Source organism: Dactylosporangium sp. CS-047395, from assembly GCF_050942185.1.
GTDB lineage: Bacteria > Actinomycetota > Actinomycetes > Mycobacteriales > Micromonosporaceae > Dactylosporangium.
Window position 1 is genome coordinate 8593613 of sequence record NZ_CP192015.1, and the last position, 23585, is coordinate 8617197.

22 protein-coding genes are annotated in these 23585 nt (G+C 72.9%); 8 read left to right on the forward strand and 14 right to left on the reverse strand.

From position 1 onward, the window contains the following. Positions 1–62: 62 nt before the first annotated feature. The 3 genes from ACQP00_RS40130 to ACQP00_RS40140 form a co-directional block, all read right to left on the reverse strand. The gene (locus tag ACQP00_RS40130; RefSeq protein ID WP_433206777.1) at positions 63–2348 is read right to left on the reverse strand and encodes an FtsX-like permease family protein; all 2286 of its coding nucleotides are present in this window, start codon (positions 2346–2348) and stop codon (positions 63–65) included. Positions 2349–2352: 4 nt separating this feature from the next. After that, positions 2353–3078, reverse strand: coding sequence for an ABC transporter ATP-binding protein (locus ACQP00_RS40135; protein WP_433206780.1), 726 nt, complete (start codon positions 3076–3078; stop codon positions 2353–2355). 179 nt (positions 3079–3257) lie between these two features. Next, entirely contained in the window at positions 3258–4019 is a 762-nt protein-coding gene (locus tag ACQP00_RS40140; RefSeq protein WP_433206783.1) for an SDR family NAD(P)-dependent oxidoreductase, read from the reverse strand. Between the two features lie 102 nt (positions 4020–4121). Here ACQP00_RS40140 and ACQP00_RS40145 point away from each other — a divergent pair, with 102 nt between their 5' ends. Further along, positions 4122–5093: a cation diffusion facilitator family transporter gene (locus tag ACQP00_RS40145; RefSeq protein ID WP_433206786.1), complete on the forward strand. Its 972-nt coding sequence runs from the start codon at positions 4122–4124 to the stop codon at positions 5091–5093. Between the two features lie 23 nt (positions 5094–5116). Continuing rightward, complete coding sequence (locus ACQP00_RS40150; protein ID WP_433206789.1) at positions 5117–6292, forward strand: hypothetical protein; 1176 nt, start codon at positions 5117–5119, stop codon at positions 6290–6292. A gap of 167 nt (positions 6293–6459) precedes the next feature. On the opposite strand, the gene ACQP00_RS40155 is transcribed toward ACQP00_RS40150, so the two are convergent. The 3 genes from ACQP00_RS40155 to ACQP00_RS40165 are packed head-to-tail and all read right to left on the reverse strand — an operon-like array spanning position 6460 to position 9625. Continuing rightward, positions 6460–7404 (reverse strand): carbohydrate ABC transporter permease, encoded by a 945-nt coding sequence (locus ACQP00_RS40155; protein ID WP_433206792.1) that lies wholly within the window; start codon positions 7402–7404, stop codon positions 6460–6462. Positions 7405–7409: 5 nt separating this feature from the next. Then, positions 7410–8381, reverse strand: a complete 972-nt coding sequence (locus ACQP00_RS40160; protein WP_433206795.1) for a carbohydrate ABC transporter permease — start codon at positions 8379–8381, stop codon at positions 7410–7412. Next, positions 8378–9625, reverse strand: a complete 1248-nt coding sequence (locus ACQP00_RS40165) for an ABC transporter substrate-binding protein (RefSeq protein WP_433206798.1) — start codon at positions 9623–9625, stop codon at positions 8378–8380. The genes ACQP00_RS40160 and ACQP00_RS40165 overlap by 4 nt, the downstream gene beginning before the upstream one ends. A gap of 368 nt (positions 9626–9993) precedes the next feature. Here ACQP00_RS40165 and ACQP00_RS40170 point away from each other — a divergent pair, with 368 nt between their 5' ends. Next, complete coding sequence (locus ACQP00_RS40170) at positions 9994–10299, forward strand: STAS domain-containing protein (RefSeq protein ID WP_433206801.1); 306 nt, start codon at positions 9994–9996, stop codon at positions 10297–10299. 23 nt (positions 10300–10322) lie between these two features. On the opposite strand, the gene ACQP00_RS40175 is transcribed toward ACQP00_RS40170, so the two are convergent. Further along, positions 10323–10748, reverse strand: a complete 426-nt coding sequence (locus ACQP00_RS40175) for a DUF2716 domain-containing protein (protein ID WP_433206804.1) — start codon at positions 10746–10748, stop codon at positions 10323–10325. Between the two features lie 31 nt (positions 10749–10779). Here ACQP00_RS40175 and ACQP00_RS40180 point away from each other — a divergent pair, with 31 nt between their 5' ends. Continuing rightward, the gene (locus ACQP00_RS40180) at positions 10780–11208 is read left to right on the forward strand and encodes a hypothetical protein (RefSeq protein ID WP_433206807.1); all 429 of its coding nucleotides are present in this window, start codon (positions 10780–10782) and stop codon (positions 11206–11208) included. A 2-nt stretch (positions 11209–11210) separates the two neighbouring features. Here the strand turns inward: ACQP00_RS40180 and ACQP00_RS40185 are convergent, their stop codons facing one another. Together ACQP00_RS40185 and ACQP00_RS40190 are read right to left on the reverse strand one after the other, a co-directional pair. Beyond that, entirely contained in the window at positions 11211–12413 is a 1203-nt protein-coding gene (locus tag ACQP00_RS40185) for a PQQ-dependent sugar dehydrogenase (RefSeq protein WP_433206810.1), read from the reverse strand. Positions 12414–12456: 43 nt separating this feature from the next. Beyond that, positions 12457–16110: a choice-of-anchor D domain-containing protein gene (locus tag ACQP00_RS40190; protein ID WP_433206812.1), complete on the reverse strand. Its 3654-nt coding sequence runs from the start codon at positions 16108–16110 to the stop codon at positions 12457–12459. A gap of 236 nt (positions 16111–16346) precedes the next feature. Between ACQP00_RS40190 and ACQP00_RS40195 the strand changes: the two genes are divergently transcribed. The 4 genes from ACQP00_RS40195 to ACQP00_RS40210 all read left to right on the forward strand — a co-directional run bounded on the left by ACQP00_RS40195 (position 16347) and on the right by ACQP00_RS40210 (position 18893). Further along, positions 16347–16850, forward strand: a complete 504-nt coding sequence (locus ACQP00_RS40195) for a hypothetical protein (RefSeq protein ID WP_433206815.1) — start codon at positions 16347–16349, stop codon at positions 16848–16850. Positions 16851–16852: 2 nt separating this feature from the next. After that, positions 16853–17557: a class F sortase gene (locus ACQP00_RS40200; RefSeq protein WP_433206818.1), complete on the forward strand. Its 705-nt coding sequence runs from the start codon at positions 16853–16855 to the stop codon at positions 17555–17557. Positions 17558–17593: 36 nt separating this feature from the next. Then, a complete protein-coding gene (locus tag ACQP00_RS40205) occupies positions 17594–18280 on the forward strand; it encodes a Crp/Fnr family transcriptional regulator (protein WP_433206821.1) in 687 nt (228 codons plus the stop codon). A 61-nt stretch (positions 18281–18341) separates the two neighbouring features. Beyond that, a complete protein-coding gene (locus tag ACQP00_RS40210; RefSeq protein WP_433206824.1) occupies positions 18342–18893 on the forward strand; it encodes a helix-turn-helix transcriptional regulator in 552 nt (183 codons plus the stop codon). Here the strand turns inward: ACQP00_RS40210 and ACQP00_RS40215 are convergent. Genes ACQP00_RS40215 through ACQP00_RS40235 form a run of 5 tightly spaced genes read right to left on the reverse strand, consistent with a single transcriptional unit; the run spans position 18847 to position 23581 of the window. Then, a complete protein-coding gene (locus ACQP00_RS40215; RefSeq protein ID WP_433206827.1) occupies positions 18847–19515 on the reverse strand; it encodes an isochorismatase family protein in 669 nt (222 codons plus the stop codon). The two genes, ACQP00_RS40210 and ACQP00_RS40215, sit on opposite strands and share 47 nt — an antisense overlap. Further along, positions 19512–20504: an FAD-dependent oxidoreductase gene (locus tag ACQP00_RS40220; protein ID WP_433206830.1), complete on the reverse strand. Its 993-nt coding sequence runs from the start codon at positions 20502–20504 to the stop codon at positions 19512–19514. The genes ACQP00_RS40215 and ACQP00_RS40220 overlap by 4 nt, the downstream gene beginning before the upstream one ends. Continuing rightward, positions 20485–21738: a phenylacetate--CoA ligase family protein gene (locus ACQP00_RS40225; RefSeq protein WP_433206833.1), complete on the reverse strand. Its 1254-nt coding sequence runs from the start codon at positions 21736–21738 to the stop codon at positions 20485–20487. Before ACQP00_RS40225 ends, ACQP00_RS40220 begins: the two co-directional genes overlap by 20 nt. Then, on the reverse strand, positions 21735–22475 hold the full coding sequence (locus tag ACQP00_RS40230; protein WP_433206836.1) for an amidohydrolase family protein: 741 nt from the start codon (positions 22473–22475) through the stop codon (positions 21735–21737). Before ACQP00_RS40230 ends, ACQP00_RS40225 begins: the two co-directional genes overlap by 4 nt. 5 nt (positions 22476–22480) lie before the next feature. After that, positions 22481–23581, reverse strand: a complete 1101-nt coding sequence (locus ACQP00_RS40235) for a 3-dehydroquinate synthase II family protein (RefSeq protein WP_433206839.1) — start codon at positions 23579–23581, stop codon at positions 22481–22483. Between the last annotated feature and the right edge of the window lie 4 nt (positions 23582–23585).

The following is a 23585-nucleotide window of genomic DNA, read 5'->3' on the forward strand; positions in this document are numbered from 1 at the left end:
CGGTGTCACCCGGGAGCCCAATCGGCCACTTCGTACGCCGCTTTACGGTTTCGCCCGGTGCGTCACTCGCGGACGGCGGCCATCCGGGCGGCCGGGGTGCGCAGGGCGAGCGCGGCCGGGATCAGCGCGGCGACGAGGGCCACGACGGCGCAGACGGCCGCCACCGTCAGCACGGGCGTCCACGGTACGACCAGGACCGGATCCGCGCCGCCGGCGGTGTGCAGGTGCGGGACCATGGCCAGCAGCATCGCGCCGGCCACGAGCCAGGCCAGGAGCACCCCGGCCGCCGCGGCCAGCAGCGCCTCCAGCCCGACCATGCCCAGGACCTGCCGGGGCGTGGTGCCGGCCAGCCGCAGCACGGCGAGGTCGCGGGACCGGTCGGCGGTGGCCATGACGAGCGTGTTGGCGATGGCGATCGTGGTGTACAGCAGGGCCATCCCGAGCACCGTGAGCAGCGCCAGGTCGTTCATCCGGCGCTGGTCGGCCTCCAGGGCGGCGAAGTACTCGGGCGCGGTGAGCACGGTGCCCTCCACCCCCGCGGCCGGGCCGGTGAGGAAGACGGCGTCCGGGTGGCCGGGGCCGAGCGACCACGGCAGCAGCACCGAGTCGTCCAGGTCGAAGGCCGGCTCCAGCACGCCCGCCACGCGCAGGTGCACCGGGGTGGAGTCGTCGAGCCAGAAGTCGGCGGTGCCGCCCGCCCGCCAGTGCATCGACTCGGCGAGCGCGTGCCCGACGACGACGGTCCCCTCGGCCGGCTCGACGCTCACCCGCATCACGCGGCCGAGGCCGGGACCGGCGAAGAGGGCGTCGAACGGCTCGGCGTACTCGTCCTGGTCGATGTACACGCTGCCGTGCGCGACCGGCACCCCACCGGCCGGCGTCGTGACCGGGTCGATCAGCACGCCGGTCGCGGTGAGGCGGGCGGCGCTCGCGTCGGCCTCGGCCCGCCAGATGGTGGCCGTGGCGGCCAGGGTGCTCGCCGCGATGCCGGCGGTGAGCAGGATCGGGGCGACCGTCGAGGCCGTGCGCCGCACCGCGGTCAGGGCGCCGTCGCGGGCCAGGGCGGCCGTCACGCCGGGGAGCAGCCGGCCGGTGAGCCAGGCGGCGCCGGGGGCCAGCAGCGGGGCGAACAGGGCGATACCGGTGATGGCGAGTTGGGCGTCGAGCAGTACCAGAGCGATGGCTTCGGGCCCTTCGACCGGGACCCAGATGAGCATGGCCGCGGTGCCAGCGAGGAACGCCAGGCCGAACACCCAGCGCCCGGCGGTCATCACGCGCTTCTCGACCGAGGCCTCGCGCAGCGCCTCGATCGGCCGGACCCGCCCGGCCCGCCGCGCCGCGACCGCCGCGCCGATGATCGCGACGAGCAGCCCGGCCCCGAACGCGGCCAGCAGCGGCCACCACACGAACCCGGCGGTGAACCCGCTCGGCGCGAACCCGTTGCGGGCCATGGAGTGCGCGAACGGCGGCGCGGCGAGCAGCCCGGCCGCGCACCCGGCGAGCCCGGCCACCACGCCGACCACGATCGCCTCGCCGAGCACGAGCCGGCGCACCTGGCGCGGGGTGGCCCCGGCCGCCCGCAGCAGCGCGAGCTCCCGCCGCCGCTGGGCCACCGCGAACGCGAACGTGCCGGCGACCACGAACACCGCGACGAACGCGGCCACGCCGGCCGTGGTCCCCATGAGCGAGGCGGCCACCGCGAGCAGGTCGCCGTCCGGATTCGGCTCGGCCTCGGCGCGGGCGTCGCCGGTGAGCAACCGCGGGCCGTCGCCGACCGCCTTGCGTACGTCGGCCGCGCTCATGCCGGGCACGGCGATGGCGTCGATGCGCCCGCCGCTGAGCTCCTCGGCCGCGCGATCGGTGAGGTAGACCGCCTCCGGGCCCGGCACGGTGCCGGCGATCCGGAAGGTCCGCCCGAGGATGGTGAGCTCCCCCGTCCGCGCCCCCGCCACGACCACCTCGTCGTCGCGCTGCGGGCCGGCGTCGGCGGGCAGCCCGTGCAGGGCCGCGGCCGACCACGGGTGGGCGTTGCCGGGCAGCCAGCGGTCGACGATCGCGCCGGGCAGCCGCTGGGCGAGGTCGGCGGGCAGCGGGCGGGAGCGGTTGGTGGAGGTGCCGGCCGTGTACTCGTCCTCGGTCCCGGGATCGACGACGACCTCGATGCTGTTCTGGCCGGCGACGACGACGGCGGCGGTGTCGTACCAGACCGGCTTGCGGCCGCCCCCGACGCTGGAGGCGAGCGTGAGCCCGGTCGTGGCCAGCAGCGCCACCCCGAGCGCGAGCGCGATGAAGGTGCCGGCGAACGAGGCCCAGCGGGCCCGGACGGTCTGCAGCGAGATCCCGAGCACGGCCCTACACCCCCGCCGTCTCGAGGCCGGTCATGCGCTCGGCCACGGCCTGCGGCGTCGGCCCGGTCATCTCGGCCACCACCCGCCCGTCGGCCAGGAACACCACCCGGTCGGCGTGCGCGGCCGCGAACGGGTCGTGGGTCACCATGACCACCGTCTGCCCCTGGGTGTCCACCATGGACCGCAGCAGCCCGAGCACCTCGCGGCCGGTCCGCGAGTCGAGCGCCCCGGTCGGCTCGTCGGCGAAGAGCACGTCGGGCCGCGTGATGATGGCCCGCGCGATGGCGACCCGCTGCTGCTGCCCGCCGGACAGCTCGGCCGGCCGGTGCCGCGCCCGATCGGCGAGCCCCACGGCGCCGAGCACGGCCCGCACGTCCTTCCTGGCCGGCCGCTTCCCGGCGAGCCGCAACGGCAGCGCCACGTTCTGCTCGGCGCTGAGCGACGACAGCAGATTGAACGCCTGGAAGACGAACCCGATCCGCTCCCGCCGCAGCAGCGTCAGCCCGGTCTCGTTGAGCGACCCGAGGTCGACCCCGGCCACGTGTACCGTCCCGGCGCTGGGCCGCTCCAGCCCGGCCGCGGCCTGCAGGAGCGTCGACTTGCCCGACCCGGACGGCCCCATGACCGCCGTAAATGTCCCGCGCGCGAACCCCAGCGTCACGCCGTCCAGCGCGACGACGCTGCCGAACCGCTTCTGCACCCCGACGAGCGACACGACGTCTTCGGTCATGCATCCATCTCACCGGGATTCACCGGCCGTCTCACGCCCGCCGGCTGGCGTCCTCGTGGTGGGGCTTACCCCACCACGACCGCGCCGAGCACCGGTCTGAGCCCGCGGTCCTCGGCCGCATCCTTCGTGATGGCCGCCGTGACGGTGTCCCCACCGGCGGTGGGCGAACTGCACGGTGGTCACCGGATGGAGGTTCCGGCGCTCATGTCGAACTCGGCGCCGGTCAGCAGGGCGGCGCTGTCGGAGGCGACGAACGCGGCCAGCTCGCCGACCTCGCGCAGGGTGGCCAGGCGGCCGGTCAGGGTCTGGGCGGTGAGGTAGGAGACGAGCTCGTCCCGGCCCTCGAAGTCCGGCGGGATCGTCTCGGGCAGGCCGCTGGTGCGCAGGGTGACCACGCGGATGCCGGACGGGCCGAGTTCGCACGCGAGCTGTTTGCGCATCGACTCGACGGCGTCGAAGGTCAGGCCCATGCCGCCGACGCTGAAGCGGCGGGCGGCCTGCCAGTCGAAGGAGCCGCCGAAGTACAGGATGAGGCCCGAACCCTGCGGCACCATCACCCGGGCGGCGGCGCGGGCGGTCAGGAACTTGGAGGTGATCGAGGTGATGATCGGGCGCAGGTAGTCGTCGGGGCTCATCTCGGCCATCGGGGTGCCCTGGACGTCCTGGTCGCTGATGACGTTGACCGAGACGTCCAGGCGGCCCGAGCGCTCCAGGACGCGGGCCGTGTGCTCGTCGACGGCGCGCTCGTCCAGGGCGTCGACGGCGTCGGCGTAGACCTTCCCGCCGGCCTCGGTGATCTCGTCGGCCACCGCCCGCAGGGTGGCCCGGGTCCGCCCGGCCAGGTGCACGGTGGCCCCGTGGCGGGCGAACGCCCTGGCCATCGCCCCGCCGACGTTGCCGCCGCCGCCGTAGACGACGGCCGTCCGATCCTGTAGCAACATGTGTACTCCCGTGTGTCGTCGACCTGACCATTCCTCTTCTCAACCCGCCGGGGTGCGCAAACTCATCGCGACAGGGTTGTGCGAGTGGGAGAGTCTGGAACCGTGAGCGGACACGACCACGACCATGCGCACGACCATGCGCACGACCATGGGCACGACCATGGGGTCGCCCAGGACGCGGACCGGCGGTGGCTGGCCGTCGCCCTGGCGCTGATCGGGGCGTTCATGGTCGGCGAGGTCGTCGTCGGGCTGCTCGTGCGGTCGCTCGCCCTGCTCTCCGACGCCGCGCACATGCTCACCGACGCCGGGGCGATCGTGCTCGCGCTGGTGGCCATGCGGCTGGCGGCGCGGCCGCCGAAAGGGGGGTACACCTTCGGGCTGAAACGGGCGGAGATCCTCTCGGCCCAGGCGAACGGGCTCACCATGCTGATCCTCGCCGCGGTGCTGGCGGTCGAGGCGGTGCGGCGGCTGTTCCACCCGCCGGACGTGGTCGGGCTGCCGGTGCTCGTCACCGCGGTCGCCGGGATCGGGGTCAACCTGCTCGCCAGCTGGGCGCTGAGCCGGGCCAACCGGACCAGCCTGAACGTCGAGGGCGCCTTCCAGCACGTGCTCAACGACCTGTTCGCGTTCGTCGCCACGGCGATCGCCGGGCTGGTCATGGTCACGACCGGGTTCACCCGGGCCGACCCGATCGCCACGCTGATCGTCGTGGCGCTCATGGTGCGCGCCGGGCTCGGGCTGGTCCGGGCGTCCGGGCGGATCTTCCTGGAGGCGGCCCCGAGCGGGATCGACCCGCCGGCGCTGGGCGAGCGGCTGGCGGCGATGGCGCATGTGGTGGAGGTACACGATCTGCACGTCTGGCAGATCACCTCCGGCGAGCCGGCGCTGTCGGCGCACGTGCTGGTCGCCCCGGGCCGCGACTGCCACGCGGTGCGGGCGGCGATCGAGGAGCTGCTGCGCCGGGAGTACGCGCTCACGCACAGCACCCTGCAGGTCGACCACGCGGGCGCCGGGCCACAGGATCCGGACGCGCACTGCGAGGACGCGCACGGCGTCGCCTATCGCTCGACATAGCGGGCCATCGCTACCGTGAGCGCATGCCCGATCCGCTGCGCCCCTCGCTGATGACGAAGATGCGCGCCTCCCTCGCCAAGGAGCGCGACGCGATGGTGCTGGAGGCCCTTCGGTCCGCCGGGAAGGCCGCCTACGACGAGATGATGCACGCCGAGCAGGCCCGCGAGCAGCTGGCCACCGACGGCCGCAGCGTGTGGGACGCCCCGCGGGCGACGGGCAGCCTGCTGGTGGCGGCCTGGAACGGGTACGTCCTGCAGACCCTCGGCGAGCGCTTCCTCGACGCCGACTACGCGGCCGGCCCGCGCACGGTCGGGTACGTGCCAGCGGTGACGTTCGACCAGGTGTCGGCCTGGCTCTCGGCGGTCGAGGGCTGGGTGTCGCGGGCCCGGCAGGCCCGGGTCAACCCCGACTACGACATCGCGCAGGAGCTGACCCTGCCCGCCGGCCTGCCCGAGTGGGCCGAGGACCGCACCTGCCCGCCCGAGCACCTCAGCGCGCTGCTGGCCGCGGTGCCGCCGCTGCGCCAGCACATCGACGTGGCCGTCTACGGGCTGGAGCGCTCCGGCGTGCCCGAGGAGCAGCGGACCGCCGTGAACCGGCTCAAGCAGCTCAACGCCGAGGCCACCGCGGCCGCCGACTACGCCGAGGCGCTGCGCGCCGACCGGCACGACGCGCGGCTGCACGAGCTGATCGAGAACAACCTCAAGAACGCGCTGGAGATCTGGTTCCACGTCGGGCAGCTGGCGGCGATGCCCGTCCTGCTGAGCCGGTACGAGTCGCTGCGCCCGGCCGCCCGCCCGGACGTGGCCGCGCTGCCCGGCGGGCACCGGTTCGACCCGTGGTGCCTGACCGACCGGGTCACGCTGCGCCGCTGGCAGACCGACCAGCGGGCCAAGACGGCGATCGCCCACCTGTGGCGCAACGACCCGGACCCGGCGGCCACCCTCGCGCTCAAGACGCAGCTCGAGGAGGCGATCGCGGACGGCGACGTGGTGCTGTACAAGACCCGGGACGGCAGCAGTTGCTACTTCGAGTGCCCGTGGGCGCCGCTGTACGAGGTGCGCCGGCCCTTCCAGATCGCCGGCCGGAAGCTGCGGGTGCTGCAGCAGTTCTCCCTGGACGTCTCGGCCCAGGGCGGGCACTTCCGGCGCGGGATCGTGGTCGGGCCGTTCGAGGCGACGGAGGACGTGGAGTACTAAGGCCTGTTTGGTAACTGAGGCAGGACTGCGGCGGGCCCAGATTCCGCCTGCGCACACATCGCGAAGGCCCGGTTACAACACCGGTAGCCGGGCCTCCGCGCTGCGCACGCAGACGAAATCTGGACTCCGCCGCAGCACCTACCCCAGTTACCAAACAGGCCTTAGATCTAGCGCTCCTGCAACGTCCCGGCGAGCAGGCCGCGCATGAAGAACCGGCCCAGCAGCACGTAGATGGCCAGGGTCGGCAGGCTGACCAGCAGGGCGCCGGCCATCGCCTGGCCGAACGGCACCGACTGCCCGCCGGCCACGTTGTTCAGCGCGATCGTCACCGGCCACGAGTCCCGGCTGGTCATCATCGCGCCGAACATGAAGTCGTTCCAGGACGAGGTGAACTGCCAGATGATGGCGACCGCGAAGGCCGGCTTGGCCAGCGGCACCGCCAGGTCCACCCAGGTCCGCAGCACCCCGGCGCCGTCCAGGCGGGCCGACTCCAGCAGGGCGTCGGGCATCGACACGAAGTGGTTGCGGAAGATCAGCGTGGTGATCGGCAGCCCGTAGATGATGTGGATGACCATCAGGCCGAGCAGGCCGCCGGTCGCGTCGCCGGAGCCGCGCAGGCCGACCGCCGTCATGGTCTGCGAGACCGGGATGATGACCGCCTGGTACGGCACGAAGATGCCGAACAGGATCAGCGGGAACACGACGTTGGAGAACGGGAAGCGGAACTTCGACAGCACGAAGCCGTTCGCGCAGCCCAGCAGGGCCGAGATGAGGCTGGCCGGGATCGACAGCGCGAGGGAGTTGCGAAAGCCCGAGGAGAGCTTGGGCAGCACGGCCGAGAAGTTGTCGAACGACAGGCTCGTCGGCAGCTCCCAGATCCGGGTCACCGACACGTCGGCCGGGTTCTTGAAGCTGGTCACGATCAGCACGTAGACCGGCATCAGGAAGAACGCGGCCAGGGCCCACAGCACGAGGTACCGCAGCGTCGTGCGCACCGGACCTGGGCGCTGCCAGCGCGGGACGGTCGACAGGTCGGGCGGCGTCTCACCGGGCGTGGGCAGCCGGGTGGGCCGGTGGGTCTGCTGGGGAACGACGGCGGTTGCACGCACCATCGAAGTCACCGCCGTTCCGTGCGCAGGCTGTACCAGACGTAGGGGCCGACGACCAGCGCCACCCCGAGGAGCAGGACCGTGGCGATGGTGGCGCCGCGGTCGTAGAAGCCGCCGTCGAACGTGGTGAACCACATGTACAGCGACGGCGTGTCGATCCGCAGGTTGCCCTGGTCGAGCGCGTAGAGCAGGTCGAACGTCTTCAGCGAGATGTGAATCATGATGAGCAGGGCGCTGAACGTCACCGGGCGCAGCGCGGGCCGCACCACGTGCCAGAAGACCTGGGTCTCGCTGGCCCCGTCCATGCGGGCCGACTCGCGCAGGGTGTCGTTGACGCCGCGCATACCCGCCAGGAAGAGCGCCATCACGTACCCCGACAGCGCCCACCCGGCCGGCAGCGCGACGGCCGAGATGGCCCAGATCGAGTCCGACTTGTGCCAGTCGCTGCGCAGGAACCCGAGGCCGACGTCGGCCAGGAGCTTGTTGAGGCCGGCGGTGTCGTCGCCCGTGCCGTTGTCGAGCAGCCAGCGCCACACGATCGCGGTGGCGATGAACGAGATGGCCATCGGGAACAGGAACACGCCGCGCAGGAAGCCCTCGCCGCGCACGCCCCGGTCCAGCAGCATCGCCATGAAGAACCCGAGCAGCATGGCGCCGGCCACGAAGACCACCGTGAAGATGATCAGGTTGCGCATGTCGGCCCGGAAGCGCTCGTCGTGCAGCAGGGCGGTGTAGTTGTCGAAGCCGACGAGGTGGTAGTTCGGGGAGAGTCCGCGCCAGTTCGTGAAGGAGACGCGCACGTTCCAGCCGAGGAATCCGTAGACGAAGATGCCGATGAGGATCAGCGACGGCGACACCAGCACGAGCCCGGGCAGCCACCGCGGCCCGCGCTGCTTGCGGGGCCGCCGCTGTTTCGGCGCGACGGCCGGGCGTTCGGGCTCCGAGGAGTGCCGGGCCCGATGGACAACTGGGGCGTTCACTGCGTCTCCCGGTACTGCTGCTCGACGGTCCGCGCGAACTTGCCCTGGTCGTCGTCCTGGACGAACAGGCCCAGGGCCGAGTCGATCTCCGCGTTGTAGGCGTTGTTGGCCACCACGCCGTGGGTGAGCGACCCGACGATGCGGGTCTTGGGGTCACGCCACTGCTGCAGCGCCCAGCTCAGGTAGTTCTTGTACAGGGCGGCGTCGGCGTCGGTGCGCGCCGGGATCGAGCCCTTGAGCGGGTTGAACAGGTTCTGCCCGTCGGTCGAGCCGCACTCGATCAGCCACTTGCGGGCCAGGTCGGGCCGGCGGGCGCCGGTCGGCAGCGTGAATGAGTCGGACAGGAAGTCGTAGACGCCGTCGCTGCCCGGCGAGGCGACCACGTTGTAGCCGGTCTGCCACGCGAGGTTCTTGGTCTGCTCCAAGTACGAGGAGGACCAGTCGCCCATCACGGCGTACACGGCGGAACCGGAAACCACCTTGTCCAGCTGGGGCTGCCAGTCGCCGGCGGCGGACTTGACGTCGGAGACCGCCAGCACCTTGGCGTAGGTGTCGAGGGCGCCGCTGACCTCGGGCGAGAGCCAGCTGAGCTGACCGGCCCACAGCTTGTCGTAGTTGTCCGGCCCGAGCTCGCCGAGCAGCACGGTCTCCAGCAGGTGCTTCTGGGTCCACTCCGGCCCGACGGCCAGCGGGGTCTTGCCCTTGGCCTTGATCTGCTCGGCCTGCGCCAGGAACTCCTTCCAGGTCTTCGGCGGGGCGGAGATGCCCAGGTCCTGGAGGGTCTTCGGCAGGTACCACATGAGGTTGGCCCGGTGGATGTTCACCGGCACCGCGTAGATGCGGTCGTCGATGGTCAGGTTGTCGATCAGGCCCTTGGGGAAGACCTTGGCCCAGCCCTGCTGCCGGTACAGGTCCGTGAGGTCCTGCACCTTGCCCGAGCGCACGTCGTCGAGCAGCTCGAGCCCGGCGTGGCGCTGGTAGGAGTCCGGCGGGTCGTTGGCCAGCAGCCGGCTGGCCAGGATGGCCTTGGCGTTGGAGCCGGCGCCTCCGGAGACGGCGGCGTTGACGAACCGCACGCCGGGGTTGGTGCCCTCGAAGGACTTGGCCATCGCGGCCAGCCCCTCCTCCTCACCGGGCCCGGTCCACCACGAGTACACCTCGAGCTGGTCGTTGCTCGCGCCCCGCACCGCGAACATCGACAGACCACAGATCAGTGAGACCACCACGATCGACAGAATCGCCAAGCGGCCCTTCCACACGCCTAAACCCCTCCAGCGGTGCCAAGAACGGGCGCGGCGCGGCGACTCCATCCGGCGGGGCGGCGCACGCATGTCGTCCAGGGACGGTAGTGCTGGTACGTAGAGGTTGCCGATGGAACCTTAGGGCGCTACCCAGCGTCGATCGGTCACTTACTTACGCCGAACGGGGGACCTTTCATCACGGTGTAATGTATCGGTCGCTGGTGGTGTTGTCTGATGATTTCGGCTGGCCAGGTGGCATCTGTGGGAGCGATCCCATAACGGGTACGAAGTTACCTGTTTACCTTGATGGGGAAACTTCGTTACGGTGGCTTCGGGTGCAACTAATTCACCGACGCCCTCGGAGGCAGCACGTGCCGCACGAGAGTTCACCGGTCGCCGTCACACTCCGCCATGACCCGAGCCCCGCCGTCGCGATCCTCTTCGAGGGTGAGATCGACGCGTCCTGGGCCGCCCACGCACAGCACAGCCTGGTCGAGGCCCTGCGCCACCGGCCGGACCCGATCGTGATCGACCTGCGCGGGGCGACCCGCCTCGACCCGCGCGTGGTCGGCGCCATCCTGGCCACCATCGAGGCCGCCGAAGATCTGGACGTGCCCGTGCAGGTGCTGCTCGGCGCGGCCGACCCGACCGACGGGCTACTGGCACAGGCGGCTTGAGTCCCGCGAAACTAGGACAAGGTCTAAACGCGGGGAAGCCAGTTGAGCATGGGTACCAGCGTCTCCAGCAGCGGCTCGCCCCAGACGCGCAGGGTCTGCTCCCACGGGTGCCCCCGCGTGCCCATCGCGAAGTCCTCGGTGCCCACCACGTAGTGGTCGCCGTTGGGCACCGCGAACCACGGCAACGGCTCGGTCCGCTCGTGCGGCCGCAGCCGGTGCGAGGCGTGCTCCCAGTTCAGCACCAGCAGCGCCGCACCCGCCGGCAACACCCGGACGAACGCCAGCAGCACCAGGTCGTCCACCGCCCGCGCGGCCGCGGTGAACTCGGCCGGAACGTCGCTCCGGAAGAACCCGCGCAGATCGAACGTGACCGACGGCCGCGGATCGTCGGGCACCCGCGCCCACAGTTCGTCGTACGCCGCGAATCCGAGGTCCTCCCAAGCCGTCACGGGCAGCAGGATATCTGCTAACAATGTCGGCATGAATCGACTCGGGTGGACGGTGACGACCGCGGCGGCGGTGGTGCTGGTGTGTGGCGGCGGTGCGTTCGCCGTGGGATTCCCCCAGCGCTCCTCGTTCCTGGCCGACCAGGAGCGGCAGGCCTGCTCGCTGTTCGCCAAGACCTCGCCGTTCGGCGAGGTGAGCAGCTGCATCGACCTGGGCCGCCGGACCCCGCCGATCTCCGGGCCGGGGCACGTGTTCCTGCTGCTGGAGACCGTCCAGGGCCCCACCGTCGTGCGCATCGACTACTCGGGCACCGACAAGGACCAGTTCACCGCGACCGCCGTCGAGGTGCCGACCTACGAGTCGCCGGGCATCTCGCACGAGACGAGCGAGCGGCTGAAGACCGGCATCGACTCCCGGGGCGGCCTCAAGACCACCCCGTGGAAGGTGCATCCGGCCTCCTGACCTCAGCGCTCGGTGCGCATGGTCAGGCGGAGGATGCGGTCGTCGTCGAGGGTGGGGCCGTTCGGGTTGCGGCCGTCGCGGTTCGAGGTCGTGATCCAGACGCTGCCGTCCGGGGCCGTCACCGCCGTGCGCAGGCGGCCGTACTTCTCGGTCAGCGCCTCCATCGGCTTGGCCGCCACCCCGGCGTCCGGGCGCCAGCGTACGGACATCGGGGTGGCGGGCTCCGACGGCGCGGAGGCGGCGGGGGCCGGGGACTTGCCCAGCGGTACCAGATAAACCCGCTGCCCCCGCAGGCACGTCACGACGGCCGTGGTGCCCAGGATCGCCACGCCCGCCGAGACGCCGACCTCCGGGTGCCAGGCGACGATCGGGTCGATGTACTGCGGCTTGTTGCCGATCCCCTCGACCATCGGCCAGCCGTAGTTGCCGCCCGGGCGGATGATGTTCAGCTCGTCCCAGACCGCCTCGCCGATCTCCGAGGAGTACATGGTGCCGTTCTCGTCCCAGGCCAGGCCCTCGGGGTTGCGGTGGCCGTACGACCAGATCAGCGAGCCCGGGAACGGGTTGCCCTTCGGCGGCTTGCCGTCCACGGTCATGCGCAGGATCTTGCCGCCGAGGTTCTTCAGGCTCTGGGCCGACTCGGTGTGGGAGGCCTCGCCCGTGGTCGCGTAGAGGTAGCCGTCCGGGCCGAAGGCGAGCCGGCCGCCGTCGTGGATGCCGCTCTTCGGAATGCCGGTGACGATCGGCCGGGGGCGGGACCGGCCGTCCAGGTGCAGGCGGGCGATGCGGTTGTCGTCCTTGGTGGTGTAGTAGACGAACACCGTTTTATCCGTCTTGTACGACGGGGACACCGCCAACCCCAGCAGCCCGCCCTCGTTGTCGGAGGTCGACTCGTTCAGGTGGGCCACCTGGGTCACCTGGCCCTTGTCGGTCACCCGCAGAATGCGCCCCGTGCCGCGCTCGGTCACCAGGGCGGTGCCGTCCGGCAGGAAACCGAGCCCCCACGGGACGTTCAGGTGCCGGGCGATCGTGGTGATCGAGACCAGGGCGTCGGCGCCGGCGGAGGGGTCGGCCGGGGCGTGGTGGAAGTCCGTGGGATCGACGTGGGGCAGCTGGCGGCCCTCGGCCGAGGCCGGGGCCGCCGAGCACGCGGCCAGCAAGCAGACGGACACTCCGGCCAGCAGCGCGGTCCTGGTTCGGCGCACGGGTCAAACCGTGCGCCGAACCCGGGTGAGGCACCGTCACCCGCTACGAGGCGTACACCTCCAGCTCCGACAGCTGCCCGGCCGGCCAGCCGGTGTTGCCGGTGACCGTGATCCGCAGGTACCGCACGCCCGCCGCCGGGAAGGTCAGCGTGGCCGTGTTGCCGGTGGCCGGGTCGAACCCGACGGCGCGGGTCGAGACGAGGACGGCGCCGGTGGTGAAGTCGGTGACCGTCACCGTCTCCGTGCGGGCCGCCCACGCCGTGGCCGGGGGCAGGCGCAGCACGACCCGGCCCACCGACGTCGTCGCGCCGAGGTCGACCTGGATCCACTGCGGGAAGGCGTTGTTCGCGCTCTCCCAGTAGGTGTCGGCGCTGCCGTCGACCGCGTTGCCACCCGTGTAGTTCTGGGTGTACGAGGACTGGGTGACGGTCTTGCGCAGGGCCAGGTTGGTGCCGGTCGCGGCCACCCCGGTGCCGCTCAGCGCGACGGTGGCGGTGCCGTTGGACGCGGTACTGCGCACCGTGAGCGTCCCGGTCCGGCTCCCGGCCGCGCTCGGGTGGAACGTGACCGTGGCGGTGCAGTTGGCGCCCGGCGCGATCGCGGTGCCGCACGTGGTGGTGACCGTGAAGTCGCCGGAGGCCGTGATGGACTGGACGGTCGCCGGGGCGGTGCCGGTGTTGGTGACCGTCACGGTCTTCCAGTCGCTGTTCTCGTTGACGTCCGTGTCGCCGAACGACAGCGACGCCGGGTTGAGCGTCAGCGTGGCCGTGCCGGCGCTCGTGCCGTACACCTCGAAGGAGGACAGCTGCCCGGCCGGCCATCCGGTGTTGGCGGAGATGCTCAGCCGGACGTAGCGGGCGGTGACCGCCGGGAACGAGGCACTCACGGTGTTGCCGGTGGCCGGGTCGAACAGGTACAGGTAGTCGGCGGCGGCCGCGGCGGTCGTCCACTGCGAGCCGTCCACACTGGACAGCACGGTCGCCGTCTGGCGGCGGGCCTGCCAGGCGGTCTGCGGCGGCAGGCGCAGGGTCACCTTGCCCACGCTCGCCGACGCGCCCAGGTCGACCTGGATCCACTGCGGGAACGCGTTGTTCGCGCTCTCCCAGTAGGAGTTGGCGTCGGTGTCGGTGACGTTGGACGCCGGGTAGCCGCCCTGGTTCGACTGGGCGGTGGCCGGGCGCCCGGCGGCCAGGTTGGTCGTGCTCGACGGGGCCACACCGGTGCCGGTGAGCTGGACCAGGACCGCGCCCTGGCCGTCGTCGCCGGTGATGGAGTAGACCGCGGACTGCGCGCCCTGGGCGGTCGGCGTGAACGTGACCGTCTGGTGGATCACGTCACCGGGCGAGAGCTGCTGGCCCTCGGAGACCGGCGTCGAGGTGTTGAACGCGCCGACGGGCGGGGCGGCCTTGGTCAGGGTCAGCGTGATGTTGCCCGTGTTGGCGATGTCGAAGGTCTGGGTCGCGGTGGTACCGACCGTCACCGAACCGAACGCGACCGGATTCGGGGTGATGGTGAGGTGCGCCGCTCCCGTGACCGCCGTGCCGCTGAGCGGGACCGTGACCGGACCGGCCGAGCTGGTGACGGTCAGCGAGCCGGTGTGGTTGCCGGCCGCCGTCGGGGCGTACTTCACCGCCACCGACACCGAGGCGCCGGCCGCGATCGTGGTGCCGTTGGCCGGGAAGCCGGTCGCGCTGAACGGGGCGGCCGGCGCGGTCGAGCCGGTCACCGTGACCGCGCTCGTGCCGGTGTTGGTGATGCTGACCCCGAGGGTCTTGGCCGCGCCGGTCGGCACCGTGCCGAACGACAGCGCCGCCGGGGTGGCCCCGAGGCCCGCCTTGGTGCCGGTGCCGTGCAGGTCGAGGGCGACCGTACCGGCGTCGGTGGTGAACGCGAGGCTGCCCGTGGCGCCGCCGGCCGCGGTCGGCGTGAAGCGCACCGGCACCGCGAGGGTCTGCCCGGTGTTGAGGCTGACCGGCAGGCTCGGCGGGGTGACGCCGAACGGCGCGGCGGCGGTGATCGCGGTGATCCGCACGGCCCGGGTGGCGGTGACCGTGACGGTCGCGTTGCCGGTGCTGCCGACGGCGACGTTGCCGAAGTCGGTCGGCGAGGCGCTCAGCGCGGCGGTCGTCGGGCGGCCGAAGCCGAAGATCCGCCCGTCGCGGTTGCCGACGTACACGCGGCCGTTGTCGCTGGCCGGGATCGCGAACTTGGTGGCCGTACCGATGGGGGCGGAATAGCGCAGGTGCAGCTGGCCGCCGGTGGGCAGGGCGTCGTAGGCCCGCAGCTGGCCGTTGGCGCCGTTCGAGCCGTCGCTGTAGACGGCCCAGACGATCGCCGAGCCGGACGTGGTCCCGCTGGAGGTGACGATCGGCGAGCCGGAGGTGTAGCCGAACGTCGACGGGCTGGTCGCCGCCGAGGTGAGCGTGGGCAGGCCGTTGCCGTTCACGCCGTACTTGAACGCGCGCAGGAAGCCCTGGTTCTCGACCTGGTAGACGTAGCCGCCGTCGCCGCCCCAGACCGCGGGGTGGCCCCAGACGCCGTTGTACGGACCGGCCGGCGGGACGAGGGAGGCGTCGGTGCCGCCCGGGCCCTGGGCCATGCCGCCGAGGTTGTCCCGGTCCAGCAGGTACACCCGGCCGTCCTTGCCGGTCTGGACCAGCAGGCGCGGGTGGGCGGCGGTGCCGAAGGAGGACGGCAGGGCGACCGGGCCGCCGGAGCCGAAGTCGGTGTCGTCCTGGTCGAGCTTGCCGTTGTTGGCCGGGCTGAAGAAGTCCCGGGCGGCCAGCGAGCCGTCCCCGTTGACCTGCAGCCGGATCACCGACTCGGCGAGCGTTCCGGGCGGGCTGGTGCCGGGGCCGGGCGCGGGCGAGACGCCGTTGCCGGTGGCCACGATGATCCGGCCGGACCCGTCGGAGACCAGGCCGCCGCCGGACTGCCAGATGCCGCCCATGCCGGTCGAGCGGCCGGCCTCGGTGGACCACAGCGTCGACATGGCGGGCGTGGCCGTCTTGACGCCGGCGACGTAGCCGACGTACGGGCCGTAGTCGCAGTGGCTGGCGAAGCCCGCGTAGACCACGCCGTCCAGCAGCAGCAGGCCGGGGCGCTGGGCCGCGGTCTTGGCGTTGAACGTGGTGGACGGGTCGTTGCTCGGCGAGCCCTGGATCGTCACCGGCCAGCCGGACCGCTCGGTGCCGGTCGCCGGGTCGATCTTGTGCATGTAGAAGTGCGGGTGGTTGGCGTCGGACCCGTCGTTGACCTTGGCGGTGAAGAAGACCGAGCCGGTCGCCGGGTCGTAGACCGGGGTGCTGGTGATGCCGATGTTCGGGACCAGGTCGCCGCAGCCGATGGCCGAGGCGGGCCAGGCCGGCCCGACGCTGCGCGACCAGACGATGGCGCCGGTCTGCGGGTTGAGCCCGTAGATCCAGTTGTTCTCGGTCGCCGCGATCAGGGTGCCCCCGGCCACGATCGGCTGGGCGTAGATCTGCCCGTTCAGGTCGGTGGCGAAGAGCTGCCCGAAGTCGGCGGCGGAGACGGCGGACGGGCCGAGCGCGGGCTCGTTGGGGTCCCAGCCGGTGCGCAGCGTGTCGACGGAGGCGGTGGTGACGTCCGCGGCGGCGGGCGTGCTGAGCACGGCGGTGGCGGCGCCGAGCGCGAGGAGGGGTGGCAGGAGGGCAGCGACCAGCCGGCGTGCGGCCATGACGGCTCCAGGGTGGGGGTGTCGAGAGGCATCGATCGGAGGTGCAACGTAACCCGCCTGACATCTCTGCGCAAGATGCCAATCAAAGCCGGAAATACTTGCACTCACGGATGCAAAACCGATCGACGCCGCTGATCACACGATGGGGGCATAGATCGTTACGTTGCTGTGGCGCCTGGGTAGAAGACTCGAACCGACCAGGGCTTTCGCGGTCTCTCCCGGAAGGGGACAGAGCGATGAGCGACACGGGAACCCGCCGCGCCGTACCGCGCGACAACCGCACCGCCGTCGCGGCCGGAGGGGCCGCGCTCATCGTCATCCTGCTGTCGCTGCTGGCGTACTGCCAGTTCACCGGGGATGACGGCAACGACAACGCCAATCCGGCGGTCTCCGCGAGCGTTTCGGCGAGCGTCTCGGCGTCCGCGCGGGTGTCGGCGAGCGTCTCGGCCAGCCGGTCGGCCGACGCCGCGGCCGCTCGCTCCGCTGCCGCGGCCGCTGATGCCGAGCGCGCGGCCGCCGCGTCCAGGTCGGCGGCCGCGGCTCGCTCCGCTGCCGCCGCGGCCGACGGCAACGCCGGCGTGGGCGGGGCCGGGCCGACCCCGAGCGGCGCGCCGCACACCGGTGGCGGCGACGGTCTCGGCATGCGCGATCCGGTCCTGGCCGGCGGCGGCATCGTCCTGCTGCTGGTGGCGGCCGCGCTGATCGTGTTCCGGATGCGCCCCGCCATCGGGCGCCGCTGACGATGCTCACCCGCCGCCGGATCGCGATCGACGGGCTGACCGGTCTGCTGGCCGTCGGCGGGCTCACGCTGCTCGTGATCGGCGCGTCGCCCGCTCCCCCGCCGCCGGAGCGCCCGGCCGCCGCCGCACCGGCGCCGGCGGCGAGCGGACCGGCGCCGGTCGCGAGCGTGCCGGCGGCGTCGATGTCCCCGATCCCGATCGCGAGCTCCGCCGCGCCCGCGCCGAAGGTGGAGACGCGCGGGCTGGGTGCGTCGGCACCCGTCCGGCTCACGATCCCGGCGATCGGGGTGGACACCTCGCTCATGTCGCTCGGGCTCAACGGCGACGGCACCGTGCAGGTGCCGCCGCTCAAGAAGGGCGCCCCGGCCGGCTGGTACCGCAACCTGCGCACCCCCGGCGAGGTCGGCCCGTCGGTCATCCTCGGCCACGTGGACACCGCGCACGACGGGCCGGCCGTCTTCTACCGGCTGCGTGAGCTGCGGCCGGGCGACACGGCGAGCGTGCGCCGGGAGGACGGCAGCGTCGCCGTCTTCGTCGTCGAGCGGGTCGTGGAGGTGCCGAAGAACGACTTCCCCACCGACGAAGTCTACGGGCCGGTCGGCTATCCGGCCCTGCGGCTCGTCACGTGCGGGGGCACGTTCGACCGCCTGCGGCACGAGTACCGCGGCAACATTCTCGTGTACGCGCGCTTGGAGCGCTCCGGCTGACTTGGAGTGCTCCGGTTGAGGGCTCAGACTGGCCGCATGACGTCGCCGGACTGGTCCCCCAGCACGTTCCTCGGGAGCCTGCCCGAGGCGACCGCGAAGGAGCTCGTCGGCCGGGCCACCGTGCGGCAGTTCGCGCCCGGCCGGGTGGTGCTGCGCGAGGGCGACGTCGAGACCCACGTGGAGCTGCTGATCGCCGGCTTCGTCAAGGTGACCACGTCGGTCGACGGGTTCGAGACGCTGCTGGGCATCCGGGTCCCGGGCGAGCTCGTCGGCGAGGTCGGCGCGCTGACCGGGGCGCCGCGCAACGCGACCGTGACGGCGTGCGGGCGGGTCACGGCGGGCGTGCTGAGCCGCGCCGCGTTCGAGGACTTCCTGCACCGCCACCCGGCCGCGGCCGCGCGCGTGACGGCCGCCCTGGCCGGTCAGCTGTCCTGGGCCAACCGCCGAAGGACGGATTTCGCGGTGTACCCCGCACACGTGCGCCTGGCCCGCCTGCTCGTCGAGATCGCGGAGCTGTGCGGGCGCCCGGTCGCCGGCGGCGGGATCGAGATCGCGGTGCCGCTCAGCCAGCCCGAGCTGGCCACGATGATCGCGATCGCGCAGGCCACGGTCCAGAACGCGATCCGCGACCTGCGCTCCCGGGGCCTGCTCAGCACCGGGTACCGCCGGCTGACCATCCTCGACCCGGCCGGCCTGCGGGCCCTGGCGGAACTCGAGCCGTAGTTTCGGCCAACCCCATACTTGTAGCCGATCTGGCGGTACAAGTCGCCGCACCATAATCGGCATGCAACCGCTCTCGGTTCCGGCGCGGCTGGCCGCGCTGTCCGCCCCGGCCCGGCGCATCCTCCAGGTGGCCTCGGTGCTCGGGCCGTGCTTCGGCGTGCTGGACCTGGCCCGCCTCATGCGGTGCGCGACCGCCCAGCTGCTGCCGTACCTCGACGAGATCCTGGCCGCCGGCCTGCTCGTGAACGTCGAGGACCGGGCGACGTTCCCCGACGAGCTCGTCCACGCGGCGGTCGCGGAGACGCTGTGCAAGCCGGCCGCGGCGGCGCTGCGGGCCGAGGCGGCGGCGCTGCCGCGGTCCGGGGCCGGGACCGGGGTTGGGGTTGGGGCCGGGGTTGGGGCCGGGCCCGCGCCGGTGACCGGCTGGGAGTCGCTCACCGAGCAGGAGCGGCGGATCGCCGAGCTGGTCGGGCGGGCGCTGACCAACCAGCAGATCGCGCACCGGATCGGCCGCACCCGCCACACCGTGAACTACCACCTGCGCCGGACGTTCCGGAAGCTCGGGATCAGCTCGCGGGTCGAGCTGGCCGCGCTGGCCCGGGCCCACCGCTGACGCCGAGCCACTCCAGGACCCGCGCGGTCGTCGGGGTGGCGGCGCAGCTGCGCGCCGCGTAGTCCAGGGCCATCGCGTGGTCGGCCGCGCTGAAGTCGGCCATCGCGTCGGCGACCAGGAACGGCTCGATGTCCAGCGCGTACGCGTCGCAGGCGGTCAGCAGGCAGCCCAGGTGCGCGAACACCCCGCACACGAGGAGCTGGTCGCGGCCGAGCCGGCGCAGGTCGGCCAGCAGCGGGGTTCGGTGGAAGGCGCTGTACCGCCACTTGGTCACGACCTCGGCCTCGTCGGCGGGCGCGACGACGAGACCGCGGCTGGCCTCGTCGTCCGTCATGCCCTCGCCCCACACGTCGTGCAGCAGGCCCCGGTCGGCGCGGGTCATCCGGCCGGGCTGCGCGGTGTACCGGACGGGAATCCCGAGCGCAGTGCACGCCTGCCGCAGCTTGTCCACATTGGACCGCAGCTCGCGGCCGGGCGACTCGTGCGGGTCGAAGCGGTCGACGAAGTACCGCTGCATGTCGTGGATCAGCAGCGCGCAGCGGGACGGGTCGGCCTTCCAGGGCGCGGGGCCCTCGCGGGACGGCACGGGCATCGGGTACGGGGCGACGGCGGGGATGCTCATGTGAACAACCAATCCTGGTCGGGCAGCCCGGAGGCCGCGATGCGCTCGTCTCGTTGTCGTTGCTCGGGGCCGTCCGGGAGGTGGTAATCGTGGCCGCCGGCGGCGCTGGCCGCCGCCACCCGCTCGGCCCGCGGCCGGCGCAGCGCCTCGAAGGCGGCGAGGTCGTCGAGGTGTTCGGGCAGGGCGGCGGCGTCCTCGATGGCCTGGGCGGCGCCCTGGGCGAGGAACGGCGGCATGGGGTGGGCGGCGTCGCCGATGACGACCAGGCCGTCGCGGTGCCAGGCCGGCAGCGGTGGGCGGGTGCGCAGCGGGAACCCGCGCATCTTGGCCGCTTGGATCAGGTCGCGGATGGGCGCGTGCCAGCCGTCGAAGGCTTCCAGGCCCCCAGCCGCAATGGCGACCAGGTTGAGGCCACCGGGCACCGGATAGGCGACGGCGTGCGCACCCGGTCCGAGCCACACCGTCACCACGTTGGGCGCGGCGACCGGAACCACGGCGCGATAGGCGGTGTAGCCGACGTCGACCGGCGTGTCGTTCGTCAGCATCCCGCGGACCGTGGAGTGCAGGCCGTCGGCGCCAACCACGAACATCCCATCAGCTTTCGCGGCGAACGTGTGTCCAAAGTGGACCACACCGGCACGCGCCGCGAGCGCCCGAAGAAGATCGGCCCGGCGCAGGGTCAAATAGGGTGCGCCATACCGGGAAACCACCGCGTCGCCCAAGGGAATCCGGCCCAGCAGCGCGCCGTCCGACCAGCGCCGGATTTCGCGCGCCGCCGGGCGCAGCGACACCGGCCCCAGGTCCACGCCGAGCTCGCGCAGGACGCGGGTGGCGTTGGGCGGGAGCTGGATGCCGTAGCCCTCCGCGGCCGGCGACGGCGCGCGCTCGACGACGGTGCACGGGAGCCCGTGCGCGGCGAGGGCGACGGCCGCGGTGAGGCCGCCGACGCCCGCGCCGACGATGAGCGGGCTAGTAGTACCGCAGCGCACGGTCCCAGTCCTCGCCCGGGCCGAACAGGCCGCGCGGCTTCATCACCTCGGCCGTCGCGGTGAGCAGCCGGTGCGGCACGAGCTCCCCCGGCGGCACGGCCACCACGAGCGGCTCGACGTGCGGGTACGCGGTGCGCAGGGCACCCTCCAGGGTCGCGGTCGCGGCGGCCCGCCACCGGTCGGCCACCTCGATCTCGACGCGCAGCCGGTCGCCGTCGACCCGGGCCCGCCAGAACCACACGCCGAAGTCGTCGGGCAGGGCGAAGACGAGCTCCTCCAGGCCCAGCTGGGTCAGGCCGCCGCGGGCGAACCGGCCCAGCAGGCGCACGGCGGGCAGGTGCCAGCCGCAGGGGCAGGCGCGGTACGACACCTCGACCTCGTCCTCGATGGCGTAGCGCAGCAGGGGCATGGCGTCGCGGTAGAGCGGCGTGACGACCAGCCGGCCGCGCCCGTCGGGCCGCAGCTCCCCCGTCTGCGGGTCCTGTACCTCGAACACGGCCCGGTCGGCCCACAGGTGCATGGTGCCGTGCTCGCACTCGCCGGCCAGGCTGCCGGTCTCGGTCGCGCCGTACTCCTCCACCACTGGCGCGCCCCACACCCGCCCGATGCGGGCCTTGCGGGCCGGGCCGACCGGCTCGCCGCCGACGAACAGGGCGCGCAGGTGCGGGAAGTCGCGGTAGCCGCCGACCCGCGCGGCCGCCGCCCACAGCAGCGTGTCCGTCGGCAGCGACCACGTGATCGTGACGCCGAGGTCGTGCAGCAGGCGCACCACGCGGGAGTACGGCGTCGCGAGGGAGCGGTTGTCGGCCGGCACCACGGTGGCGCCGCGCAGCCGGGCGGCCGCGTGGGCGAGGTGCCCGGTGATCATGAGCGCGTACGGGGTGCGGACCATCAGCGTGTCGTCGGCCGTGATGCCGGTCCACTTGCGGGCGAAGCGTTCGGCGAGGTCGAGCCAGTCGGATTCGGTGTAGTACGACGCCGTCGGCTCGCCGCTGCTGCCGCTGGACTCGTGATAGGTGGCGAGGTCCGCACGGTCGCAGGCGAGCAGGCCGAACGGGTACGCGTCGCGCAGGTCCTGCTTGGTCGTCAGCGGCTGCTCGGGCAGGGCGGCGATGCCCTTCTTGCGGTAGAACGGCGATCGCTCGGCCGCGGCGTACACCGCGGGGAGCCGCTCCTGCTGGAACCGGGCCAGGGCCGCGAAGCCGTCCCAGTCCCCGATCTGCGGCAGCTTCATCGGCACTCCAGGAGACGGTCGGCGTTGCCGGACGAGACCAGGGCGAGCTCGTCGGGGTCGAGGCCGAGCGCGCGCAGCTTGGCCACCTCGACGCTCGGGTGCTGCAGGGGGTGCTCGGTGCCGAACAGCACCCGGTGCGCGCCCAGCCGGCGCACGGCGAGGCGGGCCACGGCGGTGAAGCAGCCGGAGAGCTCGACGGCGATGTTGGGGTGCGGCGCCACCAGGTTCAGCCCGGCCGCGTCGAGGCCGGTGTGCCCGCAGTGGCCGGAGACGAAGGTGACATCCGGGTGGCGCCCGGCCAGCACCACCAGGTCCTCGGTGCGCGTGCCGGGGCGGGCGAGGCACACGACGTACACGGGATGGCGGTGTCTGGCCGCGATGCGCACGAGGACGTCGACCCGCGGGTCGTCGAGCCGGAAGCCGTGCACGGCCGGGGAGATCTCCAGGCCCCGGTAGCACGGCGCGGCCTCCTCGTAGCCGGCGGCGTCGCGGTAGGGGTCGGCGAAGAAGAACGGCACCAGCCGCCCGCCGGAGGCCTGGCAGGCGCGCAGCACCCCGGCGTTGTCGGCCAGGGCCTTGCTGCGCCCGCCGTCGACGATCTGCACCGAGAGCCGGTCCAGGCCGACGACCCCGCCGGCGCAGACCGCGGCCCGCTCGACCCCGGCCTCGTCCAGCGCGCCGAGCAGGGCCTCGGTGGCACCGGGGCCGGGGGTCAGCCGCGCGTGAAAGTCGAACATCGCGATCACTGCTCGTAGCACAGCTCGTCGATGGGGTAGCCGACGTGCCGCTCGCGCCGCGGGAGGTACCCGAGGATGCGGTCGCCGGGCCGCAGCGCGGTCGAGTTCAGCACCGCGCCGCCGGGGCCGAGGATGCGCACGTGCCAGTCGTCCTGGACGATCACGTTGACCTCCTCGCCGGTGTCGGCGACGGCGTCGATCGACAGCAGCGGCCGGGTCTCGATCTTGATCCGGCCGACGACCGCCGGGCGGGTGCGCCCGTCGACCCCGACGGCCAGGACGGTGCTGCCGGCGCGCAGCTCGCTGAGGTACCGGGTGTGCTCGGCGTCGGCGAGCGTGTAGGACATGATGGCGCCGGCGTTGACCCGGAACGGCCGGGTCGGCATGTAGGGCAGCGGGTGGGTCTCGCTCACGCACAGCACGAGCGCCTTGGCCCGCGAGCCGACCAGGATGCCCTCGTCCCGGGCCAGGTACGTGCAGGTGTCCACGCAGGCCCGCTCGCCCATCCCGGCGTGCGTGATCGCGGTGACGGTCAGCTCGGTGAGCTCGAGGTCCGGCGAGCGGCGCTCGACCGCGTCCTTGAGCCTGCCCGCCTCGCCGGGCGCCTGCGGGGCCAGCATCACCCCGTCCGGGCCGTGCTCGAGCACGCCGAGGAAGACCGGGGCGTCGGCGGCCCGCTCGACGGTGGTGATGATGAGCCCGTGCGCGTCGGCCGCAGCGGCCAGCACGATCTCGAGCGGGATGTTGGTCGGGTCGGCGAAGCGCAGCACGGTGCACGGGTCGCGGGTCACGCTCGCGCAGGCCGCGGCCAGGGTGTCGGCGTCGGTCACGTCGACGTAGCCGCCGAAGCGGACGCCGGGGTACCTGGCGGCGAGCCGGCCCGGCTCGCCGTGGATCGCCGGGTCGACGATCACCAGGTCGGCGTCGCCGAACGCGTCCGGCAGCTCCTTGCCCGGCAGCAGGACCCGGGACACGGTGGGCGGGAGGCCGGCGAGGTCGGCCGGGTCGTCGGCGACGATGGCGTCGAAGCCCCGGTGGATCGCCTCCTGGCACAGGGCGGACTTGAGCTCGTCGGCGGCGCGGATGTCGAGCCAGCACTGCTTCATGGGG

What these genes read in the sequence shown, in the direction of transcription:
- ACQP00_RS40135 (WP_433206780.1), bottom strand. Translation starts at nt 3,078, where the DNA reads ATGACCGAAGACGTCGTGTCGCTCGTCGGGGTGCAGAAGCGGTTCGGC.
- ACQP00_RS40140 (WP_433206783.1), bottom strand. Translation starts at nt 4,019, where the DNA reads ATGTTGCTACAGGATCGGACGGCCGTCGTCTACGGCGGCGGCGGCAAC.
- ACQP00_RS40150 (WP_433206789.1), top strand. Translation starts at nt 5,117, where the DNA reads ATGCCCGATCCGCTGCGCCCCTCGCTGATGACGAAGATGCGCGCCTCC.
- ACQP00_RS40155 (WP_433206792.1), bottom strand. Translation starts at nt 7,404, where the DNA reads ATGGTGCGTGCAACCGCCGTCGTTCCCCAGCAGACCCACCGGCCCACC.
- ACQP00_RS40180 (WP_433206807.1), top strand. Translation starts at nt 10,780, where the DNA reads ATGAATCGACTCGGGTGGACGGTGACGACCGCGGCGGCGGTGGTGCTG.
- ACQP00_RS40190 (WP_433206812.1), bottom strand. Translation starts at nt 16,110, where the DNA reads ATGGCCGCACGCCGGCTGGTCGCTGCCCTCCTGCCACCCCTCCTCGCG.
- ACQP00_RS40195 (WP_433206815.1), top strand. Translation starts at nt 16,347, where the DNA reads ATGAGCGACACGGGAACCCGCCGCGCCGTACCGCGCGACAACCGCACC.
- ACQP00_RS40200 (WP_433206818.1), top strand. Translation starts at nt 16,853, where the DNA reads ATGCTCACCCGCCGCCGGATCGCGATCGACGGGCTGACCGGTCTGCTG.
- ACQP00_RS40205 (WP_433206821.1), top strand. Translation starts at nt 17,594, where the DNA reads ATGACGTCGCCGGACTGGTCCCCCAGCACGTTCCTCGGGAGCCTGCCC.
- ACQP00_RS40210 (WP_433206824.1), top strand. Translation starts at nt 18,342, where the DNA reads ATGCAACCGCTCTCGGTTCCGGCGCGGCTGGCCGCGCTGTCCGCCCCG.
- ACQP00_RS40215 (WP_433206827.1), bottom strand. Translation starts at nt 19,515, where the DNA reads ATGAGCATCCCCGCCGTCGCCCCGTACCCGATGCCCGTGCCGTCCCGC.
- ACQP00_RS40225 (WP_433206833.1), bottom strand. Translation starts at nt 21,738, where the DNA reads ATGAAGCTGCCGCAGATCGGGGACTGGGACGGCTTCGCGGCCCTGGCC.
- ACQP00_RS40230 (WP_433206836.1), bottom strand. Translation starts at nt 22,475, where the DNA reads ATGTTCGACTTTCACGCGCGGCTGACCCCCGGCCCCGGTGCCACCGAG.
- ACQP00_RS40235 (WP_433206839.1), bottom strand. Translation starts at nt 23,581, where the DNA reads ATGAAGCAGTGCTGGCTCGACATCCGCGCCGCCGACGAGCTCAAGTCC.